Annotated in this window: 20 protein-coding genes, 1 tRNA gene and 1 pseudogene; 15 read left to right on the top strand and 7 right to left on the bottom strand. The window is 67.0% G+C overall.

What is annotated here, in order from left to right; translation table 11 throughout:
• A partial coding sequence (gene rlmB / locus WBV89_RS19375; protein WP_423982965.1) for a 23S rRNA (guanosine(2251)-2'-O)-methyltransferase RlmB occupies positions 1-829 on the top strand: 829 nt, incomplete at its 5' end.
• Positions 830-940: 111 nt separating this feature from the next.
• Here the strand turns inward: rlmB and thpR are convergent.
• Positions 941-1,438, bottom strand: coding sequence for an RNA 2',3'-cyclic phosphodiesterase (gene thpR / locus WBV89_RS19370; protein ID WP_423982964.1), 498 nt, complete (start codon positions 1,436-1,438; stop codon positions 941-943).
• Positions 1,439-1,490: 52 nt separating this feature from the next.
• Between thpR and WBV89_RS19365 the strand changes: the two genes are divergently transcribed.
• A tRNA-Thr gene (locus WBV89_RS19365) sits at positions 1,491-1,563 on the top strand.
• Positions 1,564-1,621: 58 nt separating this feature from the next.
• Positions 1,622-2,611, top strand: coding sequence for a hypothetical protein (locus WBV89_RS19360; protein ID WP_423982963.1), 990 nt, complete (start codon positions 1,622-1,624; stop codon positions 2,609-2,611).
• A gap of 13 nt (positions 2,612-2,624) precedes the next feature.
• Here WBV89_RS19360 and WBV89_RS19355 read toward each other — a convergent pair whose 3' ends face one another.
• Positions 2,625-3,089 carry a pyridoxamine 5'-phosphate oxidase family protein gene (locus WBV89_RS19355; protein ID WP_423982962.1) on the bottom strand — a complete coding sequence of 155 codons (465 nt, stop codon included), beginning with the start codon at positions 3,087-3,089 and terminating at the stop codon, positions 2,625-2,627.
• A 399-nt stretch (positions 3,090-3,488) separates the two neighbouring features.
• Between WBV89_RS19355 and WBV89_RS19350 the strand changes: the two genes are divergently transcribed.
• From WBV89_RS19350 to WBV89_RS19340, 3 genes are all read left to right on the top strand, one after another.
• Positions 3,489-4,037 carry a PadR family transcriptional regulator gene (locus tag WBV89_RS19350; protein ID WP_423982961.1) on the top strand — a complete coding sequence of 183 codons (549 nt, stop codon included), beginning with the start codon at positions 3,489-3,491 and terminating at the stop codon, positions 4,035-4,037.
• A gap of 471 nt (positions 4,038-4,508) precedes the next feature.
• The gene (locus WBV89_RS19345; RefSeq protein ID WP_423982960.1) at positions 4,509-5,039 is read left to right on the top strand and encodes a hypothetical protein; all 531 of its coding nucleotides are present in this window, start codon (positions 4,509-4,511) and stop codon (positions 5,037-5,039) included.
• 116 nt (positions 5,040-5,155) lie between these two features.
• Positions 5,156-5,791, top strand: a complete 636-nt coding sequence (locus tag WBV89_RS19340; protein ID WP_423982959.1) for a hypothetical protein — start codon at positions 5,156-5,158, stop codon at positions 5,789-5,791.
• A 14-nt stretch (positions 5,792-5,805) separates the two neighbouring features.
• Here the strand turns inward: WBV89_RS19340 and WBV89_RS19335 are convergent, their stop codons facing one another.
• Both WBV89_RS19335 and WBV89_RS19330 read right to left on the bottom strand, forming a co-directional pair.
• Positions 5,806-7,236 (bottom strand): class II fumarate hydratase, encoded by a 1,431-nt coding sequence (locus WBV89_RS19335; protein ID WP_423982958.1) that lies wholly within the window; start codon positions 7,234-7,236, stop codon positions 5,806-5,808.
• Complete coding sequence (locus WBV89_RS19330; protein ID WP_423982957.1) at positions 7,233-7,664, bottom strand: universal stress protein; 432 nt, start codon at positions 7,662-7,664, stop codon at positions 7,233-7,235. Before WBV89_RS19330 ends, WBV89_RS19335 begins: the two co-directional genes overlap by 4 nt.
• 168 nt (positions 7,665-7,832) lie before the next feature.
• Here WBV89_RS19330 and WBV89_RS19325 point away from each other — a divergent pair, with 168 nt between their 5' ends.
• The 3 genes and pseudogenes from WBV89_RS19325 to betB all read left to right on the top strand — a co-directional run bounded on the left by WBV89_RS19325 (position 7,833) and on the right by betB (position 10,946).
• Positions 7,833-8,627 (top strand): META domain-containing protein, encoded by a 795-nt coding sequence (locus WBV89_RS19325; RefSeq protein ID WP_423982956.1) that lies wholly within the window; start codon positions 7,833-7,835, stop codon positions 8,625-8,627.
• 186 nt (positions 8,628-8,813) lie between these two features.
• Positions 8,814-9,341, top strand: a pseudogene (locus WBV89_RS19320) (DUF389 domain-containing protein); the annotation flags it as partial.
• 120 nt (positions 9,342-9,461) lie between these two features.
• Positions 9,462-10,946, top strand: a complete 1,485-nt coding sequence (betB, locus tag WBV89_RS19315; protein WP_423982966.1) for a betaine-aldehyde dehydrogenase — start codon at positions 9,462-9,464, stop codon at positions 10,944-10,946.
• 43 nt (positions 10,947-10,989) lie between these two features.
• Here the strand turns inward: betB and udk are convergent, their stop codons facing one another.
• Positions 10,990-11,610, bottom strand: coding sequence for a uridine kinase (gene udk / locus WBV89_RS19310; protein ID WP_423982955.1), 621 nt, complete (start codon positions 11,608-11,610; stop codon positions 10,990-10,992).
• A 154-nt stretch (positions 11,611-11,764) separates the two neighbouring features.
• Here udk and WBV89_RS19305 point away from each other — a divergent pair, with 154 nt between their 5' ends.
• On the top strand, positions 11,765-12,037 hold the full coding sequence (locus WBV89_RS19305; RefSeq protein WP_423982954.1) for a DUF3263 domain-containing protein: 273 nt from the start codon (positions 11,765-11,767) through the stop codon (positions 12,035-12,037).
• Positions 12,034-12,744, top strand: coding sequence for a LytR C-terminal domain-containing protein (locus tag WBV89_RS19300; protein ID WP_423982953.1), 711 nt, complete (start codon positions 12,034-12,036; stop codon positions 12,742-12,744). The genes WBV89_RS19305 and WBV89_RS19300 overlap by 4 nt, the downstream gene beginning before the upstream one ends.
• A gap of 130 nt (positions 12,745-12,874) precedes the next feature.
• On the opposite strand, the gene WBV89_RS19295 is transcribed toward WBV89_RS19300, so the two are convergent.
• Positions 12,875-13,894 carry a glycerate kinase gene (locus tag WBV89_RS19295; RefSeq protein WP_423982952.1) on the bottom strand — a complete coding sequence of 340 codons (1,020 nt, stop codon included), beginning with the start codon at positions 13,892-13,894 and terminating at the stop codon, positions 12,875-12,877.
• Between the two features lie 87 nt (positions 13,895-13,981).
• Between WBV89_RS19295 and WBV89_RS19290 the strand changes: the two genes are divergently transcribed.
• The 3 genes from WBV89_RS19290 (at position 13,982) to WBV89_RS19280 (ending at position 15,898) form a co-directional block, all read left to right on the top strand.
• Positions 13,982-14,257, top strand: a complete 276-nt coding sequence (locus WBV89_RS19290) for a MoaD/ThiS family protein (RefSeq protein ID WP_423982951.1) — start codon at positions 13,982-13,984, stop codon at positions 14,255-14,257.
• Between the two features lie 161 nt (positions 14,258-14,418).
• A complete protein-coding gene (gene fdhD / locus WBV89_RS19285) occupies positions 14,419-15,204 on the top strand; it encodes a formate dehydrogenase accessory sulfurtransferase FdhD (RefSeq protein WP_423982950.1) in 786 nt (261 codons plus the stop codon).
• A gap of 40 nt (positions 15,205-15,244) precedes the next feature.
• Positions 15,245-15,898 carry a chlorite dismutase family protein gene (locus WBV89_RS19280; RefSeq protein ID WP_423982949.1) on the top strand — a complete coding sequence of 218 codons (654 nt, stop codon included), beginning with the start codon at positions 15,245-15,247 and terminating at the stop codon, positions 15,896-15,898.
• Between the two features lie 8 nt (positions 15,899-15,906).
• Here the strand turns inward: WBV89_RS19280 and WBV89_RS19275 are convergent, their stop codons facing one another.
• On the bottom strand, positions 15,907-17,166 hold the full coding sequence (locus tag WBV89_RS19275; protein WP_423982948.1) for an ABC transporter substrate-binding protein: 1,260 nt from the start codon (positions 17,164-17,166) through the stop codon (positions 15,907-15,909).
• Between the two features lie 23 nt (positions 17,167-17,189).
• Here WBV89_RS19275 and WBV89_RS19270 point away from each other — a divergent pair.
• The coding region (locus WBV89_RS19270; protein ID WP_423982947.1) for a nucleotidyltransferase domain-containing protein at positions 17,190-18,113 on the top strand (924 nt) is incomplete at its 3' end.

Raw genomic sequence — 18,113 nt, 5'->3', positions numbered from 1 at the left:
GAGCCAGGGTCCGTCGCGGCGAAATCCCGGACGCGGAACCGATCGGCCGAAGGGCTCGGCGGGAGCGCCGAAGGGTCTCGGTGGCCGTCAGGTCGAGGGACGTCAGGCGGTGCGCGAGATGCTGATCGCCGGGCGGCGCAAGGTGTACGAGATCTGGATCAGTTCGGAGTTGGAAGGCGATGCGGGTGTCGACGACATCGTCACGATCGCCAACGCGCAGCGCGTCAACATCGTGTACGTCGCCAAGGGTCGGTTGGAGAAGGAGGCCCGCAGCGAGGCGCCCCAGGGTGTGCTCGCGACCGCCGCCGAGCTCCCCGAGGCCGATCTCGGCGATCTCCTGCGTGGCGACGGGAAGATCTCGCCGTTCCTCGTCGCCGTCGACGGCGTGACCGACCCCGGCAACCTCGGTGCGATCGTGCGCAGCTGCGACGGCGCCGGTGTGACCGGCATGTTGCTGCCGCGACATCGAGCCGTCCACGTGACCCCGACGGTCGCGAAGGCCGCAGCGGGAGCGGTCGAGTTCGTCCCGATCGCGCTCGTGCCCGGATTGCCGGCCGTGCTCAAGCAGATCAAGGAGCACGGGATCTGGATCGTCGGACTCGACGATGCGGCCGACACCGATCTGTTCGAACTCGGCGATCTCGCCGCCGAGCCGATCTGTCTCGTCCTCGGTGCCGAGGGAGCCGGCCTGTCGCGGCTGGTCCGCGAGCGCTGCGATTCGATCGTGTCGATCCCGATGCTCGGTGGCGTCAGTTCGCTCAACGTGTCGGCCGCCGCCGCGCTGTCGACCTACCAGGTCACCCAGATCAGGTCGCGCGTCAGCCGCTGAGTCGACGCTGCCCGAGCGCCAGGAGCGGGTTCGGGCACCTCGAGGTTCTCGTCGCGGATCTCGTCGGAGTCCGGGACGAAGCGCGACGAGAAACCTGGGACGCGGTCGTGGTCAGTGGGTCGGCCAGGTGGCGACGGTTTCGTAGCGGGCGCCGTCGGGGGTGAGCGTGCTCGCCACCAGGGCGATCTCGTCGACCTCGAACGACTCGTCGAAGCGCCGACCTGCGCTCCGAGCAGGTCGGGCCCGTTTCGCGAGTCGGGCGACCGTGATGTGTCCGAGGAATCGTCTCCGGATCGCTTCGGTTCCGAGTCCCCGAGTTGCTTCGACCACGGTCGCGGCGAGGTCGTCGACGCCGGTCACCGGGACGATCAGCGAGCGTTCGGTCGGCAGGTCGAACGAGGGTCCCAGCACCGCTGTGGCCGTCGGGTAGTGATGTTCGTCGAGGGCGTCGGTCACCTCGTCCTCGTCGGCGTCACCGAGGAAACGCACGGTGATGTGGAGGTTCTCGGTCGGAAGCCAGCGCACCCCCTGGTCGCGCGGCCGCTCGATCTCGCTGAGCGCGTCGACGACGTCGGCGGGCGGCCAGATGGCGACGAACAGCCGGGTCACTGCTGCGAGAGGATAGAGGCTCAGCTGTGGTCGCCGGTATTCTGTCCGCTCCGCCGGGTTAGCTCAGTTGGTAGAGCACTTGACTTGTAATCATGTGGTCGCGAGTTCGACTCTCGCACCCGGCTCTGGGGATGCACTTGTCCGTCTCACCCCCAACAACACGCGTGAACGATGGAGAACGAGATGAGCGGAACGACATGGACGTCGGGTGAGGCCACGGCCACACTCGGGGCGATGCGATCGGTCGCGGCGACCGGGGGTGAGCTGGGCCCGGTGGAACGCAGCCTGATCGAGGGTGCTGCGGCGCATGTGTTCGAGGTCGGCGTCGAGGTGGACGCGTTGTCGAAGGTGTCTCCCGTCGAGCTCGCTGAAGCGGTGACGGACGCGGAGAAGCGTGCGACGGTCACGCAGTTCTTGGTGTTGGTGCCCTATGCGGACATGAAGGTCGAAACGCCGGAGGTCGATGCGGTCGATGCGTTTGCTGCTGCCCTCGGTGTGTCGCCGGGGTCGTTGAAGGATCTGCACAACACGCGCAAGCACCACATCAAGCGTCTGATCCTCGATTATGGGCGTCGTTCGTTCGAGGCGTTCTCGGAGAACTCGCCCTATGGCCCGGTGCGTCTCGCTGCTCGCTCAGCGCGCCAGACGACCGTCGGTGACAAGCACCTCGCGGAGCGTTTCGTCGCGCTCGGCGAGTACGCGGAGGACACGCTCGGTCGAACGTTCTTCGACTTCTACCGGGCCCGTGGCTTTGCGTTGCCGGGAGAGCCGAAGAGTCTCGGTGGGGAACTTCTCGTCACCCATGACTCGTCGCACATCCTCGGTGGCTTCAACACTGATGGGACGGGCGAGATCAACGTGGCGGGGTTCGAGGCCGGGATGAGTCGGTCGGGCTTCGGCTACGAGTTGCTGATGGAGGTACTCCTCGACTTCCACGTCGGCATCAACGTCGGGGGCCAGGCCGCCGGGATCGAATCCAAGACCGGTGAGATGAACCCGGACACGATGATGGTCGGAATCGCACGCGGGCTCGACTGCAATGTCGACCTCATCGGCGACTGGGACTTCTGGTCAGTCGCGGACCAGTCGGTTCTCGAGCTGCGCGAGCGGTACAACATCGTCGGCGCCGGGCCAGTCGTACAACCGGTCCCCGGATTCCAGCAACAACCCTGACCTGTCCGCGCTGCTACGGCTCGACTCTTCGGTGGATGGCGAAGCGTCGACCCGTGATCGACGCGGGCGAGATGCGCACGAAGTACGGCTTGCGCTCGGGATGCCACGTGTCGAGCTCGACGTTGAGCAGCCGGAACAGCTCGTTGTGGTCCACGACGAGCGATGCGTGCCCCTTGACGACGACGCTCCACGCCGCGTGCTCGTAGTAGTCGAAGGAGTCGGCCTCGAACGCCACGATGGGCTCGTTCATCAAGCTCTCCAACTTGGCGCCGGCCGCAGTCCGCAACAGCACGCGACCCTCGTCGATCACGAAGTTGACGGGGAAGATGTCGACCCCGCCTTCGGGGAGTTGCACGGCCAGTCGCCCGACGTCGGCGCCGTCGAGCAGGTGGAGACACTCCGACTCGCTGAGTTCGACGGTCGATGAAGGATCGCGACGATTGGCGGGTTGTTGGATCGGTGCATCCGAAGTTGCCATGGTCCGATCCCAGCACGAACAGCCGCCGAGCGGAAGAGCCGAACGTCCCGACAGGGCGAGCAGGGATGCCGGCCGGCTGATCAAGCTCGGCAGGTTCGGGCAACCGTCCGAGATCGCGGAGGCTGCGTTTGTGGCTGTGATCGGGGCCCCTCGTGCCCGGTGTCCGGCGACACGCGAAGAGGGTTGTTTCGGCAACAGTCGCGATATATCGTGAGTGTTGCTTGGAGAACTCACTCGAGGCGTCGAACACACACGAAGGACATCGACCACAACACGATGAGAGAACGATCACGACACGACGACACGATGACCGGCGGCCAACACCGAGGTCACGCGAGTGCCACCCCGAACGAGACCCACGACCGAGACGGCGAACGACGCCGGAGACGAGGACACGACATGACGGAGAACGAACGAAACGACGAAGGATTCGACCGGCGATCCGGTCACGGGTCGCACGGCCATGGACCCGGGCGTGGACGGGGCGGTCGAGGCCGCGGCCGAGGCGGCCGCTCGAAGGCGAAGCGCGGCGACATCCGAGCCGCGGTGATCGCGCTCCTCGCGGAGCAGCCGATGCACGGCTATCAGATCATGCAGGAGCTGAGTGAACGCACCGGTGGAACGTGGCGCCCGAGCGCCGGTTCGGTGTACCCGTCGCTGCAGCAACTGGCCGATGAGGGACTGATCGTCAGCAACGATGACGATGGTCGAAAGGTTTTCGATCTCACCGATGACGGTCGCACGGCCGCCGCAGCCGCGGCCGAGCAGGCGCCCCCGTGGGAGCAGTTCACCACGTCCGACAACTCGGTCGACCTCCGGGACGCGATGGCAGCCGTTGCGGCTGCCACTCGTCAGGTCGCGACGATGGGCACCGCCGAGCAGTCGACCAAGGCGCATCAGGTCCTGACCGACGCCCGCAAGGCGCTCTACGAACTCCTCGCCGAGTAGCCGCTGCCGCGGGTCGGCACCGCTGGGTGCCGCGTCGCCGGGAGAGGCCGGTGGTACGTCTTTCGACCGGTTGCCGAGGGAGCTCGCGCTCCGGCGACGCCTGAGTCGCTCACGAAGTCCACACCCCCGGACGCGTTCTGCGCCCCACAGCCGACAGCGAACCAACGCGCGCGGCCGCGGTCAACGGCGGAACGGCGTTCTACATGGCCATCGACGACACGGATCAGGGCGACTACCTCGCCGCTGATGGTGATACCAGCGAAGACGGTCCGGCCGCGACGACCCGCAGCGGGTGCTCGAGCCCGAGGACCTGATCGCCGAGCGCCTCGTCGACGAGGACGACCTCGGTCGCGGGCCAATGCGTCATCGAGTTCGCCGAGGACGGCGCCGACATTCCGGAGGGCTGATCTGCCTGGTTCCGGCAGGACTAGCGTTCAACACACAACCGAGGATGGAAGGGACGAACACCCCATGGATCTCAGGCAGAAGCTGATCGACCTGGCACGCGAGGCAACGGGGGATCAGACGATCACCGTCGCCGGTGACTTCCAGCCGAAGGGCATGACGTGGAAGGTCGCTGCAGGCGGCGCGGCCGGCTCGGTTCTCGGCGATGCGGTCGGCGGCGACGTCGGCCAGTCCATCGGGAGCATGGCCGGATACACGGCAGGCCGCTACGCAGCCACGTCGGGCGAGTTGCCCCCGGTGATCATCCTCGCGGCATCGCCCGAGAAGCTGTACCTGATGACGTCGAACAACGCGAAGGGCATCATCCTCGTCAAGCACCTGCTTCTCATCGACACGCTGGATCGAGCGAACCTCACCGTCGAGATGCACCAGAAGATGACCGTACGCACCGCGATCATCACCGACTCGTCGACCGGTCACGAATACAAGATCGAGGGCAAGCGGATCCTGTTCCACCACATGAACGACATGCTCGACGCGCTCGGCGTGCACGACTCCGACGACGCCGAACATCAGACCGCCGTCCTGGCCGAGTGACACCGTTCTGACCGTCGCTGTCGGGTCGAGCTGTCGCCTTCCGTGCACGACGAAGGAGTTTGGAGTACACCGTGATCCTTGGTTGGCGAAGCCGCGACGATGACGTATACCCACCCGTGGGGGCGTCGGCTTTGCCGTATCCTCCACCATTTTTCCGGTGGTTTCCCGCAGCTCTGGGCGCGGCGTGCGTCCTGACGCTGAGCGCCTGCGGCAGCGACGAGAAGGGCCACGACCCACCCGCCTCCGCGACGTCGATCGATGATCGAGCGTTTCGAGAACGGATCGAGGACATTCAGAGCGCGGTCACCGACTGGGAGTCCGCCGAGTCGATCGGCGAGGCGCAGGCCGCGGCCGAGACCGCAGCGAATCTCGTCGTCGGACCAGGTGGGCCGGGATACGGCGATCGTGACGGAGACGGGACGATCGGTGGCGATGTGGATGTCGGGTTGCTGTCGGGCATCGACGGTGCACCGGTCGGGGTGGCGGTGGATCTCGCAGCGAACCCGTGCGTCACCCGTGATGTCCTCGGCGCGACCGTGGACGACCCGGCGGCCGGATGGGCGGAGATGAATGCGGCCATCGACGCGTGGCGACCGGACGACAACACGATGCCGACCCTCGCCAGCCATCCGATGCGGGTGGTCGGTTGGTCCACGTTCACGCTCGCATCCGATGACCTCGACGAGGCCCACGAATACGCCGGCCACGCTCAACTCCACGTCGACGTGTCGCGCGAAGCCCTCGACTGCTGACCGATCGTCGCGGCTCAGCCGTCGCGCTGATCGTCGGACCGGTGCGGGTGCGCCATCCGGCGCGGATCGACCCACCGGTCGAAATTGTCGGGATCGACGTCCGCGACATCGGCTGCGGCCTCCCGGAGGGTGACACCGTGCGCGGCCGCGTGCTGCGCGACCTTCGACGCGAGGTCGTACCCGACGTGGGGGACCAAGGCCGTGACCAGCGCGAGGTTCGTGCGCAGGTTCTCGTCGATGCGGGCGGCGTTCGGTTCGAGTCCGGCGAGGCATCGATCGGTGAACGAGTCGAGTGCGGTGGCGAGCAGATCGATGCTGTCGAGGGTGGCATGGAGGATGATCGGTTTGTACGTACTGAGCTCGAAACTGCCCTGGGATCCGGCGAATGCGACGGTCGCGTCGTTGCCGAACACGTGGGTCGCCACCATCGTCAGTGCTTCCGCCTGCGTCGGGTTGATCTTGGCGGGCATGATGCTCGAGCCCGGTTCGTTGGCCGGGAGGATCAGCTCGCCGATGCCGTTGCGTGGTCCCGATCCCAGCCATCGGACGTCGTTCGCGATCTTCATGCACGCGAGCGCCAGACCGCGGACCGATGCACTCACTGCGACCATCGCATCGTGACTCGCCGTGGCGGCGAGCGGGTCGTCGGCCGCCGTCAGGTCGTGGCCCGTCATCTCGCCGAGTCGTGCCGCCACGGCAGCCCCGAAGCCGTCCGGCGCGTTGAGGCCGGTGCCCGTCGCCGTCCCACCGATCGCCAGCGCGTGGAGGATCGTCTGTGCGCTCGCGATCGATGCCCGCGCCCCGCGGAGTTGGGTCTGCCAGCTGCGGAACTCCTGGCCGAGCGTCACGGGTGTCGCGTCCTGCAGGTGCGTTCGTCCGACCTTGACGACGTTGCCGTGGCGCTCGCGCAGGTCGTCGAGAACCTCCACCGCGTGATCGATCGCCGGGTACAGCTGCGCGTGCAGTGCACCGATCGTCGCGAGGTGCATCACGGTCGGGAAGACGTCGTTGCTGGACTGGCTCGCGTTGACGTGGTCGTTCGGATGGACGGGATGCTTCGTCCCGAGTGGCTCGCCGGCGCGCTGGTTGGCGCGGTTGGCGATCACCTCGTTCGCGTTCATGTTGGTCTGTGTCCCCGAACCGGTCTGGAACACGACGAGCGGAAAGTGCGCGTCGAGATCGCCGCCGGCGACCTCCGCGGCAGCCCCGTCGATCAGGTCCGCGACGTCGGCGTCGAGCACGCCCGCGTCGCGGTTCGCTGCCGCAGCGGCGCGCTTCACCAGACCGAGTGCCTCGATGACCTCGCGTCCCCAGACGTGATCGGGGTGTCCGGCGGGGAAATTGTGGAGGCTCCGTTCGGTCTGCGCTCCCCACAACCGGGACGATTCGATCTCGACCGAACCCAGCGAGTCGGACTCGGTGCGGACGTCGGCTCCGTCGCTCACCGCACCACCAGGACCGGACACGGTGCGTGCTCCACGATGTAGCGGGCGGTCGAGGGGTCGAAGATCCGTTCCCAGAACCCCTTGTGGCTCGATCCGATGACGATCATGTCGACCTCGCGCTCCGCAGCGATGCCGCAGATCACCTGGCCCGGATGACCCACCCCCGTTGCGGTCTCGACATCGACGGGCAGGTCCCGACCGACCTCGTCGGCACTGGCTTGCGCTGCGCGTTGGGCCTCGTCGTCGAGCCTGCCGGTGAGCGCCGAGGCGGTCGGAACCGCTCCGACACCGAGGCCCGGGACGACGAGCGGTTGGTAGCGGCCGACGGAGGCAACCGTGTAGTCGTGGTCGGGGCCGAAGTGCCCGAACGCCACCTCGGCGGCTTCGCGCGATTCCGGCGTTTCGTCCACCGCGATCAGGACTTTCATCGTGGGGATGGTCGCGAACTCTGACGTCATGGTGGGTGCTCCGAATCGGGCCTTCCCAGCTTCGCGCGTGCGCAAACGTGCGGTGGACCGTGGCGTGTCCTCATGAACGTGTGGAGCGCGGGTGCGCGTCGTACGATTCCGCAACCACTCACGTCGAAGGGCGCCATCGTGAAACGACTCACCATTCTTCTTCCGGTTCTCCTGCTCGCCGTGGCGGCATGTGGATCCGACTCGTCCGGCTCCGACGAGGCCACGATCCAGCTCACCGGAAATCTCACGTATCCGCAGCGGATCGCGCTCGTTCCCGGCGGCGTCGCGACGGTCACGCTCGAAGACGTGTCCCTGGCCGACGCGTCGTCGACGGTGGTCGCCGAGCAGACCATCGAACTGGGAGATCAGCAGGTTCCGATCCCGGTCGAGTTGAACGTCGACCCCTCCGACCTCGAGCCGACCGGCTCGTACTCGGTGCGCGCGTCGATCAGCGGTCCCGACGGCTCGCTGATCTGGACCACCGATACCGCGAACCTGATCGACCCCGAATCAACCGACGACATCGACCTCGGCGACATCGTGCTGGTCCAGGTCGGGGGAGACTCCCAGCCGTCGGACGGTTCGACCTCGACGGGCGACGCATCCGGCCTGGTCGGCGGATGGACCGTCACCGAGATCGACGGGGAAGCCCCCGTGGCCAACACGCCGGCGACGCTCTCGTTCGGCGAGGACGGGAGCCTCAGCGGCAACGCCAGCTGCAACTCGTACACGACGTCGTACTCGACGGACGGCGACTCACTCGTGCTCGAGCAGATCGCGAGCACGATGATGCTGTGCGAGCCGAACATCACCGATCAGGAGGCCGCGTTCCTCGGGATCCTCGGTGATTCCCCGACCTTCGTGCTCGCCGAGAACGGTTCGGTGCTGACCATCGAATCCGCATCGGGTTCCACGTTGCTGGCGCAGCGCTGAACGTCCCGAACGGCCACCGAACACCGCCCGGCTGAATTCGCGAACGACCCCGGCGAAGCCTCGAAGGGAAGTTCGGTCGCGTCGTGGAGAATGGAGAGGTCGCATCACCCGCGGGGTCCGATCTCGCCGACGATGCCGACACGATGACCGCGCTGGGTTCGACGGGTCGTCTGGTTTCGGCGGACCATGTCGGTCACGCCGACCGAAGACGGACAGGCGGCGCTCGACGAGTTGATCCCGGACGGCGACGAGTTCGCCCCGTGTCTCCGCCGCTTCGCTGCGCTCACCGTGCTGTCGGGAAGCATCGCGGCCGTCGGTCTGCTCTCCGACTCGGCCGCGGTCGTGATCGGAGCCATGCTCGTCGCCCCGCTGATGGTGCCGATCACGGCAGCTGCCGCGGCGACCGTGCGCGCGCAGAACGACAGGCTGATCCGGTCGGTGCTCGTGATCTCCCTCGGGGTGCTCCTGGCCGTCGCCGTGGGGTGTCTGAGCTGCGCGGTCGCCGGGTTCGACATCGTGTCCGAGGCCGATCTACCCGGTGAGGTCGCCAACCGGACGCTCCCCGGCCTCCTCGACCTGGGGGTTGCGATCACCGCCGGTGCCGCTGCCGGCTACATCAGCACGCGGCAAACGACGACGTCCGCGCTGCCCGGCGTCGGCATCGCCGTGGCCCTCGTCCCGCCCCTCGCGACCGTCGCAATCCTGATCCAGCTCGGTCGACCTCGGCCGCGCGGAACGCGTTCTTGCTGTTCATCACGAACCTCGCGGCGATCGTGTTCGCCGCATCGGCTCCTCGGTGACGACGCCCGCAGGCTCGGAAGTAGCGTGATGGGCATGGTCTCCGTCGACGCGTCCACCACCCTTCCCACCGTCCGCTCGTACATCGACGGTCGCTACGTCGACTCCACGTCCGGCGAGACGTTCGATGCCGTCTACCCGGCCACGAACCGCACGATCTGCGTGGTGGAACAGGCAGGCGACGCCGAGATCGAAGCGTCCGTCGAGGCGGCGCAGCGCGGGTTCGAGACATGGTCTGTGATGCCTGCGATCGAGCGAAGCCGGATCCTGTCCCGAGCGGTCGCGATCATCCGTGAGCGCAACGACGAACTCGCCGCACTCGACACCCTCGACACCGGCAAGCCGATCGCCGAGACGACGACCGAGGACGTCGTCACCGGTGCCGACGTGATCGAGTTCTACGCCGGTCTCGTCCCGACGCTGCACGGTGAGACGATCGACTTCCCGGGGCAGGGGTTCGCCCGGATGAAGCGGGAGCCGCTCGGAGTCTGCGTCGGAATCGGTGCATGGAACTATCCGATCCAGATCGCGATGTGGAAGTCGGCACTCGCGCTGTCGTGCGGGAACGCGATGATCTTCAAGCCGGCCGAGATGACCCCGATCTCCACGGGCGTCCTCGCCGAGATCTACTCCGAGGCGGGCGTTCCGGACGGTGTGTTCAACGTGCTGCAGGGTGACGCGCGGGTCGGCCAGGCTCTCGTCCGTCATCCGGGTGTCGCGAAGGTGTCGCTCACCGGTGAGGTGTCGACCGGCAAGGCGGTGATGTCCGACGCGGCGGCGACGTTGAAGGGGGTCACGCTCGAGTTGGGCGGAAAGTCGCCGATCGTCGTGTTCGACGATGCCGATCTGGACAGCGCCCGGAACGCCGCGCTGACGAACAACTTCTACTCGACCGGTCAGGTGTGCTCGAACGGAACCCGCGTCTTCGTCCAGCGCGCGGTGTACGAGGAATTCCTCGCGCCGATCGCGGAGCGGGTCGCGGCGCTGAAGGTCGGTGACCCATTCGATCCGGACACCACGATCGGACCGCTGGTGAGTGCCGAACACCACGACAAGGTGATGCGTTTCATGAAGTTGGCTCGTGACTCCGGCGCTCGGCACATCATCGGGGGGGACGTCCCGACCGATCCTGCGTTGGCGGGCGGGAACTACGTGATGCCCGCGGTGTACGCGGACTGCACGGACGACATGGAGTTCGTGACCGATGAGGTCTTCGGCCCGCTGATGGCGGTGCTCCCGTTCGACACCGAGGACGAGGTCGTGGGTCGCGCGAACGCGACGCCGTACGGATTGGCGGCTGCCGTGTTCTCCAGCGATTTCGCCCGGGCGAACCGGGTTGCCAACTCGTTGCAGGCAGGCTCGGTGTGGATCAACGACTACGGAACGTTGCCGGCATCGCTCCCGTTCGGTGGGTACAAACAGTCGGGCATCGGTCGCGAGAACGGCGCCAACGCGATCGAGCACTACACCCAGGTCAAGATGATCTACAGCTCGATCGTGGACGTCGATCGGTACATGTGACCCGCTGAGCCTCGCTCCCCGGATCGGGAAGACCCGGGTTGCGTCAATCGGACACGAGTTCGCGGACGCGGGCGAGCAGCACGTCGAGAGCCGGTCGGTTGAGGCCGCCCTCGGGGATGATCACGTCGGCGTTGCGCTTGCTCGGTTCGATGAAGCGTTCGTGGGCGGGCTTCACGGTCGACAGGTATTGCTCGATCACCGAGTCGGCGGTTCGTCCCCGTTCGGCCACGTCGCGGCGGAGGCGACGGATCAGTCGGATGTCTGCAGCGGTGTCGACGAAGATCTTCAGATCGAAGCGTTCGCGGAGCGCGCGGTCGTACAGAACGAGGATTCCGTCGACGACCACGATGCGGTTCGGACGAACTTCTCGGGTCTCCCCGGATCGGTTGTGGTCGACGTAGTCATAGATCGGTACATCGACGCTCGCACCGTTGGCCAACGCGGCGAGGTGGTCGTTGAGCAACGGCCAATCGAACGCATCGGGGTGGTCGTAATTTGCCTGACTCCGCTGTTCGAGCGACTCGCCGCTGCGGCCGAGGTAGTACGAGTCGAGCTCGATCAGCGAGAGATGCTGTTCACCGGTCATCTCGGCCAGGCGCTCGGAGATCGTCGTCTTTCCCGAGCTACTGCCGCCCGCAACGCCGATCAGGAAGGGTCGTGACACGGCCAGCAGCATAGGTCGCCGAACAAAGCCGTCGGTTTGCTGGTCGCGAGAGCGTCCGGAACACGTCCGATCCGGCATCGCGCGGGTGAGATCTCGCCGACAATTTCGGCTGGTGCTTGTAATTTGCGTTCCGGGCGGGCCAACCTGTCTGTTGATGCTGTCCGAACGTCATGCCGCCATGCTCGATTTCGAACGATCGTGGTGGAACAACGACGAACCTCGTGACCAAGTGATCCGCGCGCGCTTCCAGTGCTCGCCAGATGAATATCATGCAGAACTGACCACGGTGCTCGACGACCCGGCGGCGATGGATCACGACCCGCTCGTGGTGCGTCGACTCAAGCGGCTGCGTCTGCGGGCGCGCAAACTGCGTCACGACGGAGCCGGCTTGGCTTCGTCGGGAGGCGGAGAAGGACATCACGCATGACGAACGAAGATTCCACACTCGGAACGACCCGGCGAACACCACGCCAGGGGATGGGCGGATCGCCCGTCGGATCGTGGCTCACGATCGCGCTCGCCGTGATCGCGGTGGTGATCGGCTTCCTCATCCTGAACAACATCACCGATGACGGTGACGCGTCGGGCACCGAGACGAGCGCCGAACCGGCCGACGACGAAACCGTCGGGACCGGCACCGGACCCGTCATCTCCGTCGACGTCCCGACGACCGAAGCGCCGACGACCAGCACGACCGTGCCGCGGGTGACCACCGGAGCATCGGTCATCGTGGCCAACGCCAACACCGTCGGTGGTTCGGCGGGCAACATGACCAAGACCCTCGAACTCGCCGGCTACACGGTGGTCGATCCGGTCGATGCGAGCGGGCCGAACATCACCGAGTCGATCGTCTACTACGACGAGGCGCAAGCCGGTGCCCAGGACGTAGCGAATTCGGTGGCCCGAGACCTCGGTGGTGTCGAAGTCCTCGTTCTGCCCAGTCCGGCACCGACCGCGAGCGGTGACATCGGCGACGCCGGGGTGCTGGTTCTGCTCGGTGACGACCAGGCGGGCAAGACTCTCGAGGAACTCAGCGGTTCGAGTGGCGAGGCCACCACCGAGGCCCCCGACCCGGCGGCCGACGTCCCGGCCACGGCTCCGGCGGACAGCACCGCAACCACCGAAGCCGGCTGACGCCGCCGCTGACCATCGAGCGGTCCGGCGTTCGCCGACACCACGTGTCAACTGGGGTCAGGGTCGGTTTAGGGGGTGGACGCCGGCACCGATCCGGGGTCGGCCGTCACGGCGGTGACGTCGTCGGAGGTCAGCCGAGTCGTGCGCGGAGCAGGTCGGCGACCGCGCTCTCGATGCAGCGCATGGGCTCGGCGAACGCGGCGTCGGTGCCGAAGCGCGTGCTGAGCACCGCGACGTCGAGCGAGTCGACGTGGTGACCCAGCGAGGCGAGGTCGGCATCGCCGACCACGGCGGCCACCGGGATCCCCGCGTCGGTTCCGAGCTCGAGCATCCCGCCGACGACCTTGCCGGCGAAGCTCGTCGCGTCCAACCGACCCTCGCCGGTGACGATCAGGTCGACGCGTTCGGGATTGTCGATGTCGAGGTGGTCGAACACGCCGAGTTCATCGGCCACGAGCTCGACACCCGGGATCAGCCGACCGCCGAGCGCGGCGAGAGCCCCGCCGAGTCCGCCGGCCGCACCTCCCCCTTCGACGGCGGTGACGTCGAAGTCGAAGTCCTCGTCGAACATCTGCACCAGACGGTCGAGCCGTCGTTCGAGGAGCTTCACCTCCGAACGTGACGCGCCCTTCTGCGGACCGAAGACCGATGCGGCGTCGGTGAACGTGGTGGTGACATCACAGGCGACGAGCAACTCCACCTGCTTGAGACGTGCGATCGCGGAGATCGCCCGAATCGCACCGAAGCCGCCGTCGGTCGTCGCCGAGCCGCCCAGCCCGACGATGATCCGCTTCACTCCCGCATCGAGCGCATGGTCGATGAGTTCGCCCGTTCCGGTGGTCGTCGCGTCGAGCGCCTGATTCACATCGGCACCGCCGGCGAGCACCAGCCCGCTCGCCCGCGCCATCTCGATCACTGCCGTGTCGCCGGACAGCCGCCATCCGGCGGTGACGGGATCGCCGAGTGGACCGGTCACGGTGGACCGGCGGTTCGCGCCGCCCAGCACGTCGAGGAGCCCGTCGCCACCGTCGGCCATCGGGATCTCGATGCAGTCGATGCCGAGTTCCCAACAGGCATGGCCGATCGCCGCTGCGACGTCGCGGGCGCTGACCGACCCCTTGAACTTGTCGGGCGCGGCGAGCACTCGCATGGCGGGCAACCTACTGGGAAGCGCGCGTCCCGATCGGTCCGCTCAATCCCGACCGGACAGGTAGGGATTGGCGGTAGAATTCCGGACATGGCTGCGACCGTTCGAATCCCCACCACCATGCGTCCGTTGACGGGCGGCGACAAGCAGGTCGCGGTCGAACCGGGCTCGCTCGGCGACGTGATCTCGGCGCTCGACTCGGCGCACCCCGGCATGCGCGATCGCCTCCTCGACGAGGACGGTTCGCTGCGCAAGTTCGTCAACGTGTTCGTCGACGACGACGATGTCCGCTACCTCGACGGTCTCGACACGGCGGTCGGCGACAACATCACCGTTTCGATCATCCCCGCGGTCGCCGGCGGCTGACCCGGAGTGGGTCGGACCCACCCCGACCCACCCCGTCACGCTCCGCCACATCCGTAGGCTGAGCCGATGATCGTGGGGAACGACCCTCTCGCCGTCGCGGCGTCCTGATGGAACGGGCGCGCACCGACCGATTCGTCGTCACTCGGGTGTCCGGTCGCGGCGTGGAGCGAACCGTCCACCAACGCCCCGACGAGCTGATCGTCGAGCAACCGCTGTCGATCCGACTCGACGGAACGCTGGTGTCGACGACGATGCGCACCCCCGGCGATGACGACGAACTCGCCGTCGGCTTCTGCATGACCGAGGGGTTCCTCGCCGGAACGCCCGTCACCGCCGTGCGCTCTCACATCGACGACGTACTCGGGTCCGAGCCGGATGCGGTCGACGTCGGGACCGACGGCCTCGCACCACCTCCGCGACCGCGCCTCGGCAACGTGTCGTCGAGTTGCGGCTGGTGTGGAAGCGAACACATCGACGAGCTGTACGGCCGCCTGGCCCCGCTCCCCGCAACGGCGCCGTTCGATCTCGACGTGATCGGTTCGATCGCGGACACCGTGCTCGGTCGACAGGGTCTGTTCTCGTCGACGGGCTCGGTCCATGCCGCGGCGGTGTTCGATCGGGACGGTCACGTGTTGTTGACCCGGGAGGACGTGGGCCGCCACAACGCCGTCGACAAGGTGGTCGGCGCCCTCGTGCTCGGTATCGATGACGTCGCCCCGATCCCGGCGACCGGGTACGGACTGTTCGTGAGCGGTCGCGCCAGCATCGAGATGGTGCAGAAGGCCTGGGCGGCCGGGTTCTCGGCGCTCGTCGCCGTCAGCGCCCCGACGGTGTTGGCGGTCGAGGCGGCGCGTCGTGCGAATCTCCTGCTCGCCGGGTTCGTCCGCGGTGACGCATTCAACGTGTACTCGCCCGAAGCGCGTGGTGACGGCCGTGTCGGAGTGTGACGGGGTGGGTCTGACGGACGTCGTCACGTAGTCTGGCGCGATGTTGATGGAAGACGGATTGAGCGTTGTCCACCTGTTCGGCAAGCCCAAGAAGAACGTCGACCGCAAGGCCGTGAACGCGGCGGTGAGGAAGGCGGAGGCCGCCGACTGTCAGGTGATCACGGCATCCATCCTCGGGCACAAGGCGGACTTCTGTTTCATGACCTTGTGCGCCGATTGGCGGACGCAGCGCACGCTGCAGAACTCGCTGCGTGACGCCGGGGTCGACATCGTCGACAGCTACGTGTCGATCACCGAGGTCAGCGAGTATGCCAAGGGCATGCCGCCCGAGATGTTGCGCGGCCGACTCCATCCGATCATTCCGCCGGCCGAGTTGAACGCGTTCTGCTTCTACCCGATGAGCAAGAAGCGCGAGGCCCACGCGAACTGGTACTCGACCCCGTACGAACGTCGTCAGGAGATGATGATGGAGCACGGCACGAGCGGACGGGCGTTCGCCGGTCAGGTCGCCCAGGTCATCTCCGGTTCGACCGGGCTCGATGACTTCGAGTGGGGCGTCACCCTGTTCGCGAAGAGCCCCGACGTGATCAAGGAAGTCGTCTACACGATGCGTTTCGACGAGGGCTCTGCCCTGTACGGCGAATTCGGTGTGTTCTACGTCGGCTATCTCGACACGATCAAGAACATCCTCTGATCAGCTGGTCAGGCCTGGATGGCGAACTCGTCCTCGAAGATGTCGGCACCGTCGTCGTCGAAGCGCAGCCGATCGAAGAACGCGCGTGACGGATCGCCGGTTCGGCTGAGCACGGTGATGCCCGTCGGTCCGTCGTAGTCGATCTCATCGCCGCCGGCGAGCCGGTCGCTGCACGAGAGGAAGTCCGAGCAGACCGCCCCACCGTCGGACACCGACGACATCTGCCCGGCGATCACCGACGGGGCATCGGACTGCCCCTGGACCGCGGAGAGCGCCAGCAGGTTCACGCAGTCGGTGACCTGGGGGCCGAACGGAGGATTGTCGGCTCCGGTCGACCCACCGCGCACCACGATCTGCGGCGCGATCACGACGATCTGGTCCCGCAGTTCGGCGGGAAGGACCGACATCAGCGGGCGGTTCGCCGCCCGCCGGGCATCGTCGTTGACGATGATGCTGGGAATGTCGATGTCGTCGCGACGGGCGAGCTCACCGAGGAACGTCGCGGTGTCGTCGCCCTCGCCCAGGACGATGACCACTTGGGGGCCTGCCGCGACGAGCGTGTCGATCTCGTCGCTGAGGTCGTCGTCATCGACGGTCAGCGGAATGATGTCGACGGCGATCGGACCATCGAGTGCCTGATCGACCGCCTCGGCGTACGGGCGACCGTACGCGTCATCGACGTGCACGATGACGACATTGCTCGCACCGGTCTCCTGTGCGCGACTGGCGATCGCCTTCGCCTGGAGCGAGTCGGTGGCGATCGTGCGGAAGAACAATCCCTCGTCGGGAAAGTCGTCGAGCGAGATCGCCGTCGCCGTCGGCGAGCAGCTGACGATCCCGTTGGCGACGGCGACATCGAGAGAACCGAGGGCGGTGTTCGACGAGGTGGGCCCGACGATCGCGTCGACCTTCGCCAAGACGAGTTCTTCGATCGCCTGCGATGCGGTCACGGCGCTCGTCCCCTCGTCGACGATGCTCAACTCGACGTCATTGCCGAGCACGCCACCGTTCTCGTTGATGGCGTCGACCGACGCGTTGAGTGAGGTGGTCAGGAAGTCGGCGATGCCCGGGTTGCCCATCGGGATCAGCGCACCGAGTTTCAAGATGCCGTCGTTGGCTCGGGGAGCAACCGGCTCGGTGGTGGTCGTGACGACCGTCGGCGAAGGTGAACTGTCGCTCCCACCGCTGCAGGCTGCGAACACGGTGGCCGTCGCGATCGCTCCGGCGAGAATTCGCACAGCGGTGACATGATCACGTCGTCGCCGCATTCCGGTCACAGTACCGTCTGGGCGTGACTCCCGATGATCGCCGCTCGCACTTCGACCTCGCGGCCGAGGTGGTCCCCGAGGGGGTCCATCGTGGTCGCGAGTACTGCACGACGCTGGCTCGGATCACCGATGACTGGGTGATCGGGCTCTTCGAGGAGGCGCTCGCGGCACATCCGACCAAGTACCGCGTGGCGCTCCTCGCGGTCGGCGGATACGGCCGAGGCGAGCTCGCGCCGTACAGCGATCTGGACCTGCTGCTGGTCCACAACTGCAAGCCGCGGAAGGTCGTGGCCGAGATCGAACCGCTGGCGAGCGCACTCTGGTACCCGCTGTGGGACTCGGGCGTGAAGCTCGGTCACGCGGTGCGGCGAGTGGACGAACAGCTCGACCTGGTCGACGGCGATCTCGATTCCGCAACCGCGCTGCTGTCGGCCCGATTCCTCGCGGGCGACGACGAGATCGCCGCGGAGGTCACCCGGCGCGGTCGCAAGTCGTGGGAGTCGCAGCGATCCGAGTATCTGACCGCGCTGCGGGCGCGGATGAAGGAGCGCCAGGCGGCGTCCGCAGACGTCGCGTACCGCCTCGAACCGGACCTGAAGAACGGGCACGGTGGACTGCGCGACGTGCAGACCGTGTGGTGGGCCATGGCCGGCGGGCTCGACGTGATCGACCAGGACCTCGATGATCTCGACGAGTGCTACGACACGTTGCTGCGGGCGCGGATCGCGCTGCACCTGACGACCGATCGCGCGGGGGACGTGATGCGCCTCGAGGACCAGGATGCGATCGCCGCCACCGGTGAGTGGTCCGACGCCGACGCGATGATGGCCGACGTCGCCACAGCCGGTCGCAACGTCGCGTGGCTCTGTGACGAGAACTGGAACCGGGCGATCGAACGCGATCCGCAGGATGACCGGGCGATCGCTCCCGGCGTGGTGCTGCGCAAC

It is taken from the genome of Ilumatobacter sp. (genome assembly GCF_049588435.1).
GTDB lineage: Bacteria > Actinomycetota > Acidimicrobiia > Acidimicrobiales > Ilumatobacteraceae > Ilumatobacter_A.
The sequence above is the reverse complement of the archived record's forward strand: the minus strand, read 5'-3'. Positions and strand labels throughout refer to the sequence as shown.

What these genes read in the sequence shown, in the direction of transcription:
- WBV89_RS19360 (WP_423982963.1), top strand. Translation starts at nt 1,622, where the DNA reads ATGAGCGGAACGACATGGACGTCGGGTGAGGCCACGGCCACACTCGGG.
- WBV89_RS19355 (WP_423982962.1), bottom strand. Translation starts at nt 3,089, where the DNA reads ATGGCAACTTCGGATGCACCGATCCAACAACCCGCCAATCGTCGCGAT.
- WBV89_RS19350 (WP_423982961.1), top strand. Translation starts at nt 3,489, where the DNA reads ATGACGGAGAACGAACGAAACGACGAAGGATTCGACCGGCGATCCGGT.
- WBV89_RS19345 (WP_423982960.1), top strand. Translation starts at nt 4,509, where the DNA reads ATGGATCTCAGGCAGAAGCTGATCGACCTGGCACGCGAGGCAACGGGG.
- WBV89_RS19330 (WP_423982957.1), bottom strand. Translation starts at nt 7,664, where the DNA reads ATGAAAGTCCTGATCGCGGTGGACGAAACGCCGGAATCGCGCGAAGCC.
- betB (WP_423982966.1), top strand. Translation starts at nt 9,462, where the DNA reads ATGGTCTCCGTCGACGCGTCCACCACCCTTCCCACCGTCCGCTCGTAC.
- WBV89_RS19305 (WP_423982954.1), top strand. Translation starts at nt 11,765, where the DNA reads ATGCTGTCCGAACGTCATGCCGCCATGCTCGATTTCGAACGATCGTGG.
- WBV89_RS19300 (WP_423982953.1), top strand. Translation starts at nt 12,034, where the DNA reads ATGACGAACGAAGATTCCACACTCGGAACGACCCGGCGAACACCACGC.
- WBV89_RS19295 (WP_423982952.1), bottom strand. Translation starts at nt 13,894, where the DNA reads ATGCGAGTGCTCGCCGCGCCCGACAAGTTCAAGGGGTCGGTCAGCGCC.
- WBV89_RS19290 (WP_423982951.1), top strand. Translation starts at nt 13,982, where the DNA reads ATGGCTGCGACCGTTCGAATCCCCACCACCATGCGTCCGTTGACGGGC.
- WBV89_RS19280 (WP_423982949.1), top strand. Translation starts at nt 15,245, where the DNA reads ATGTTGATGGAAGACGGATTGAGCGTTGTCCACCTGTTCGGCAAGCCC.
- WBV89_RS19275 (WP_423982948.1), bottom strand. Translation starts at nt 17,166, where the DNA reads ATGCGGCGACGACGTGATCATGTCACCGCTGTGCGAATTCTCGCCGGA.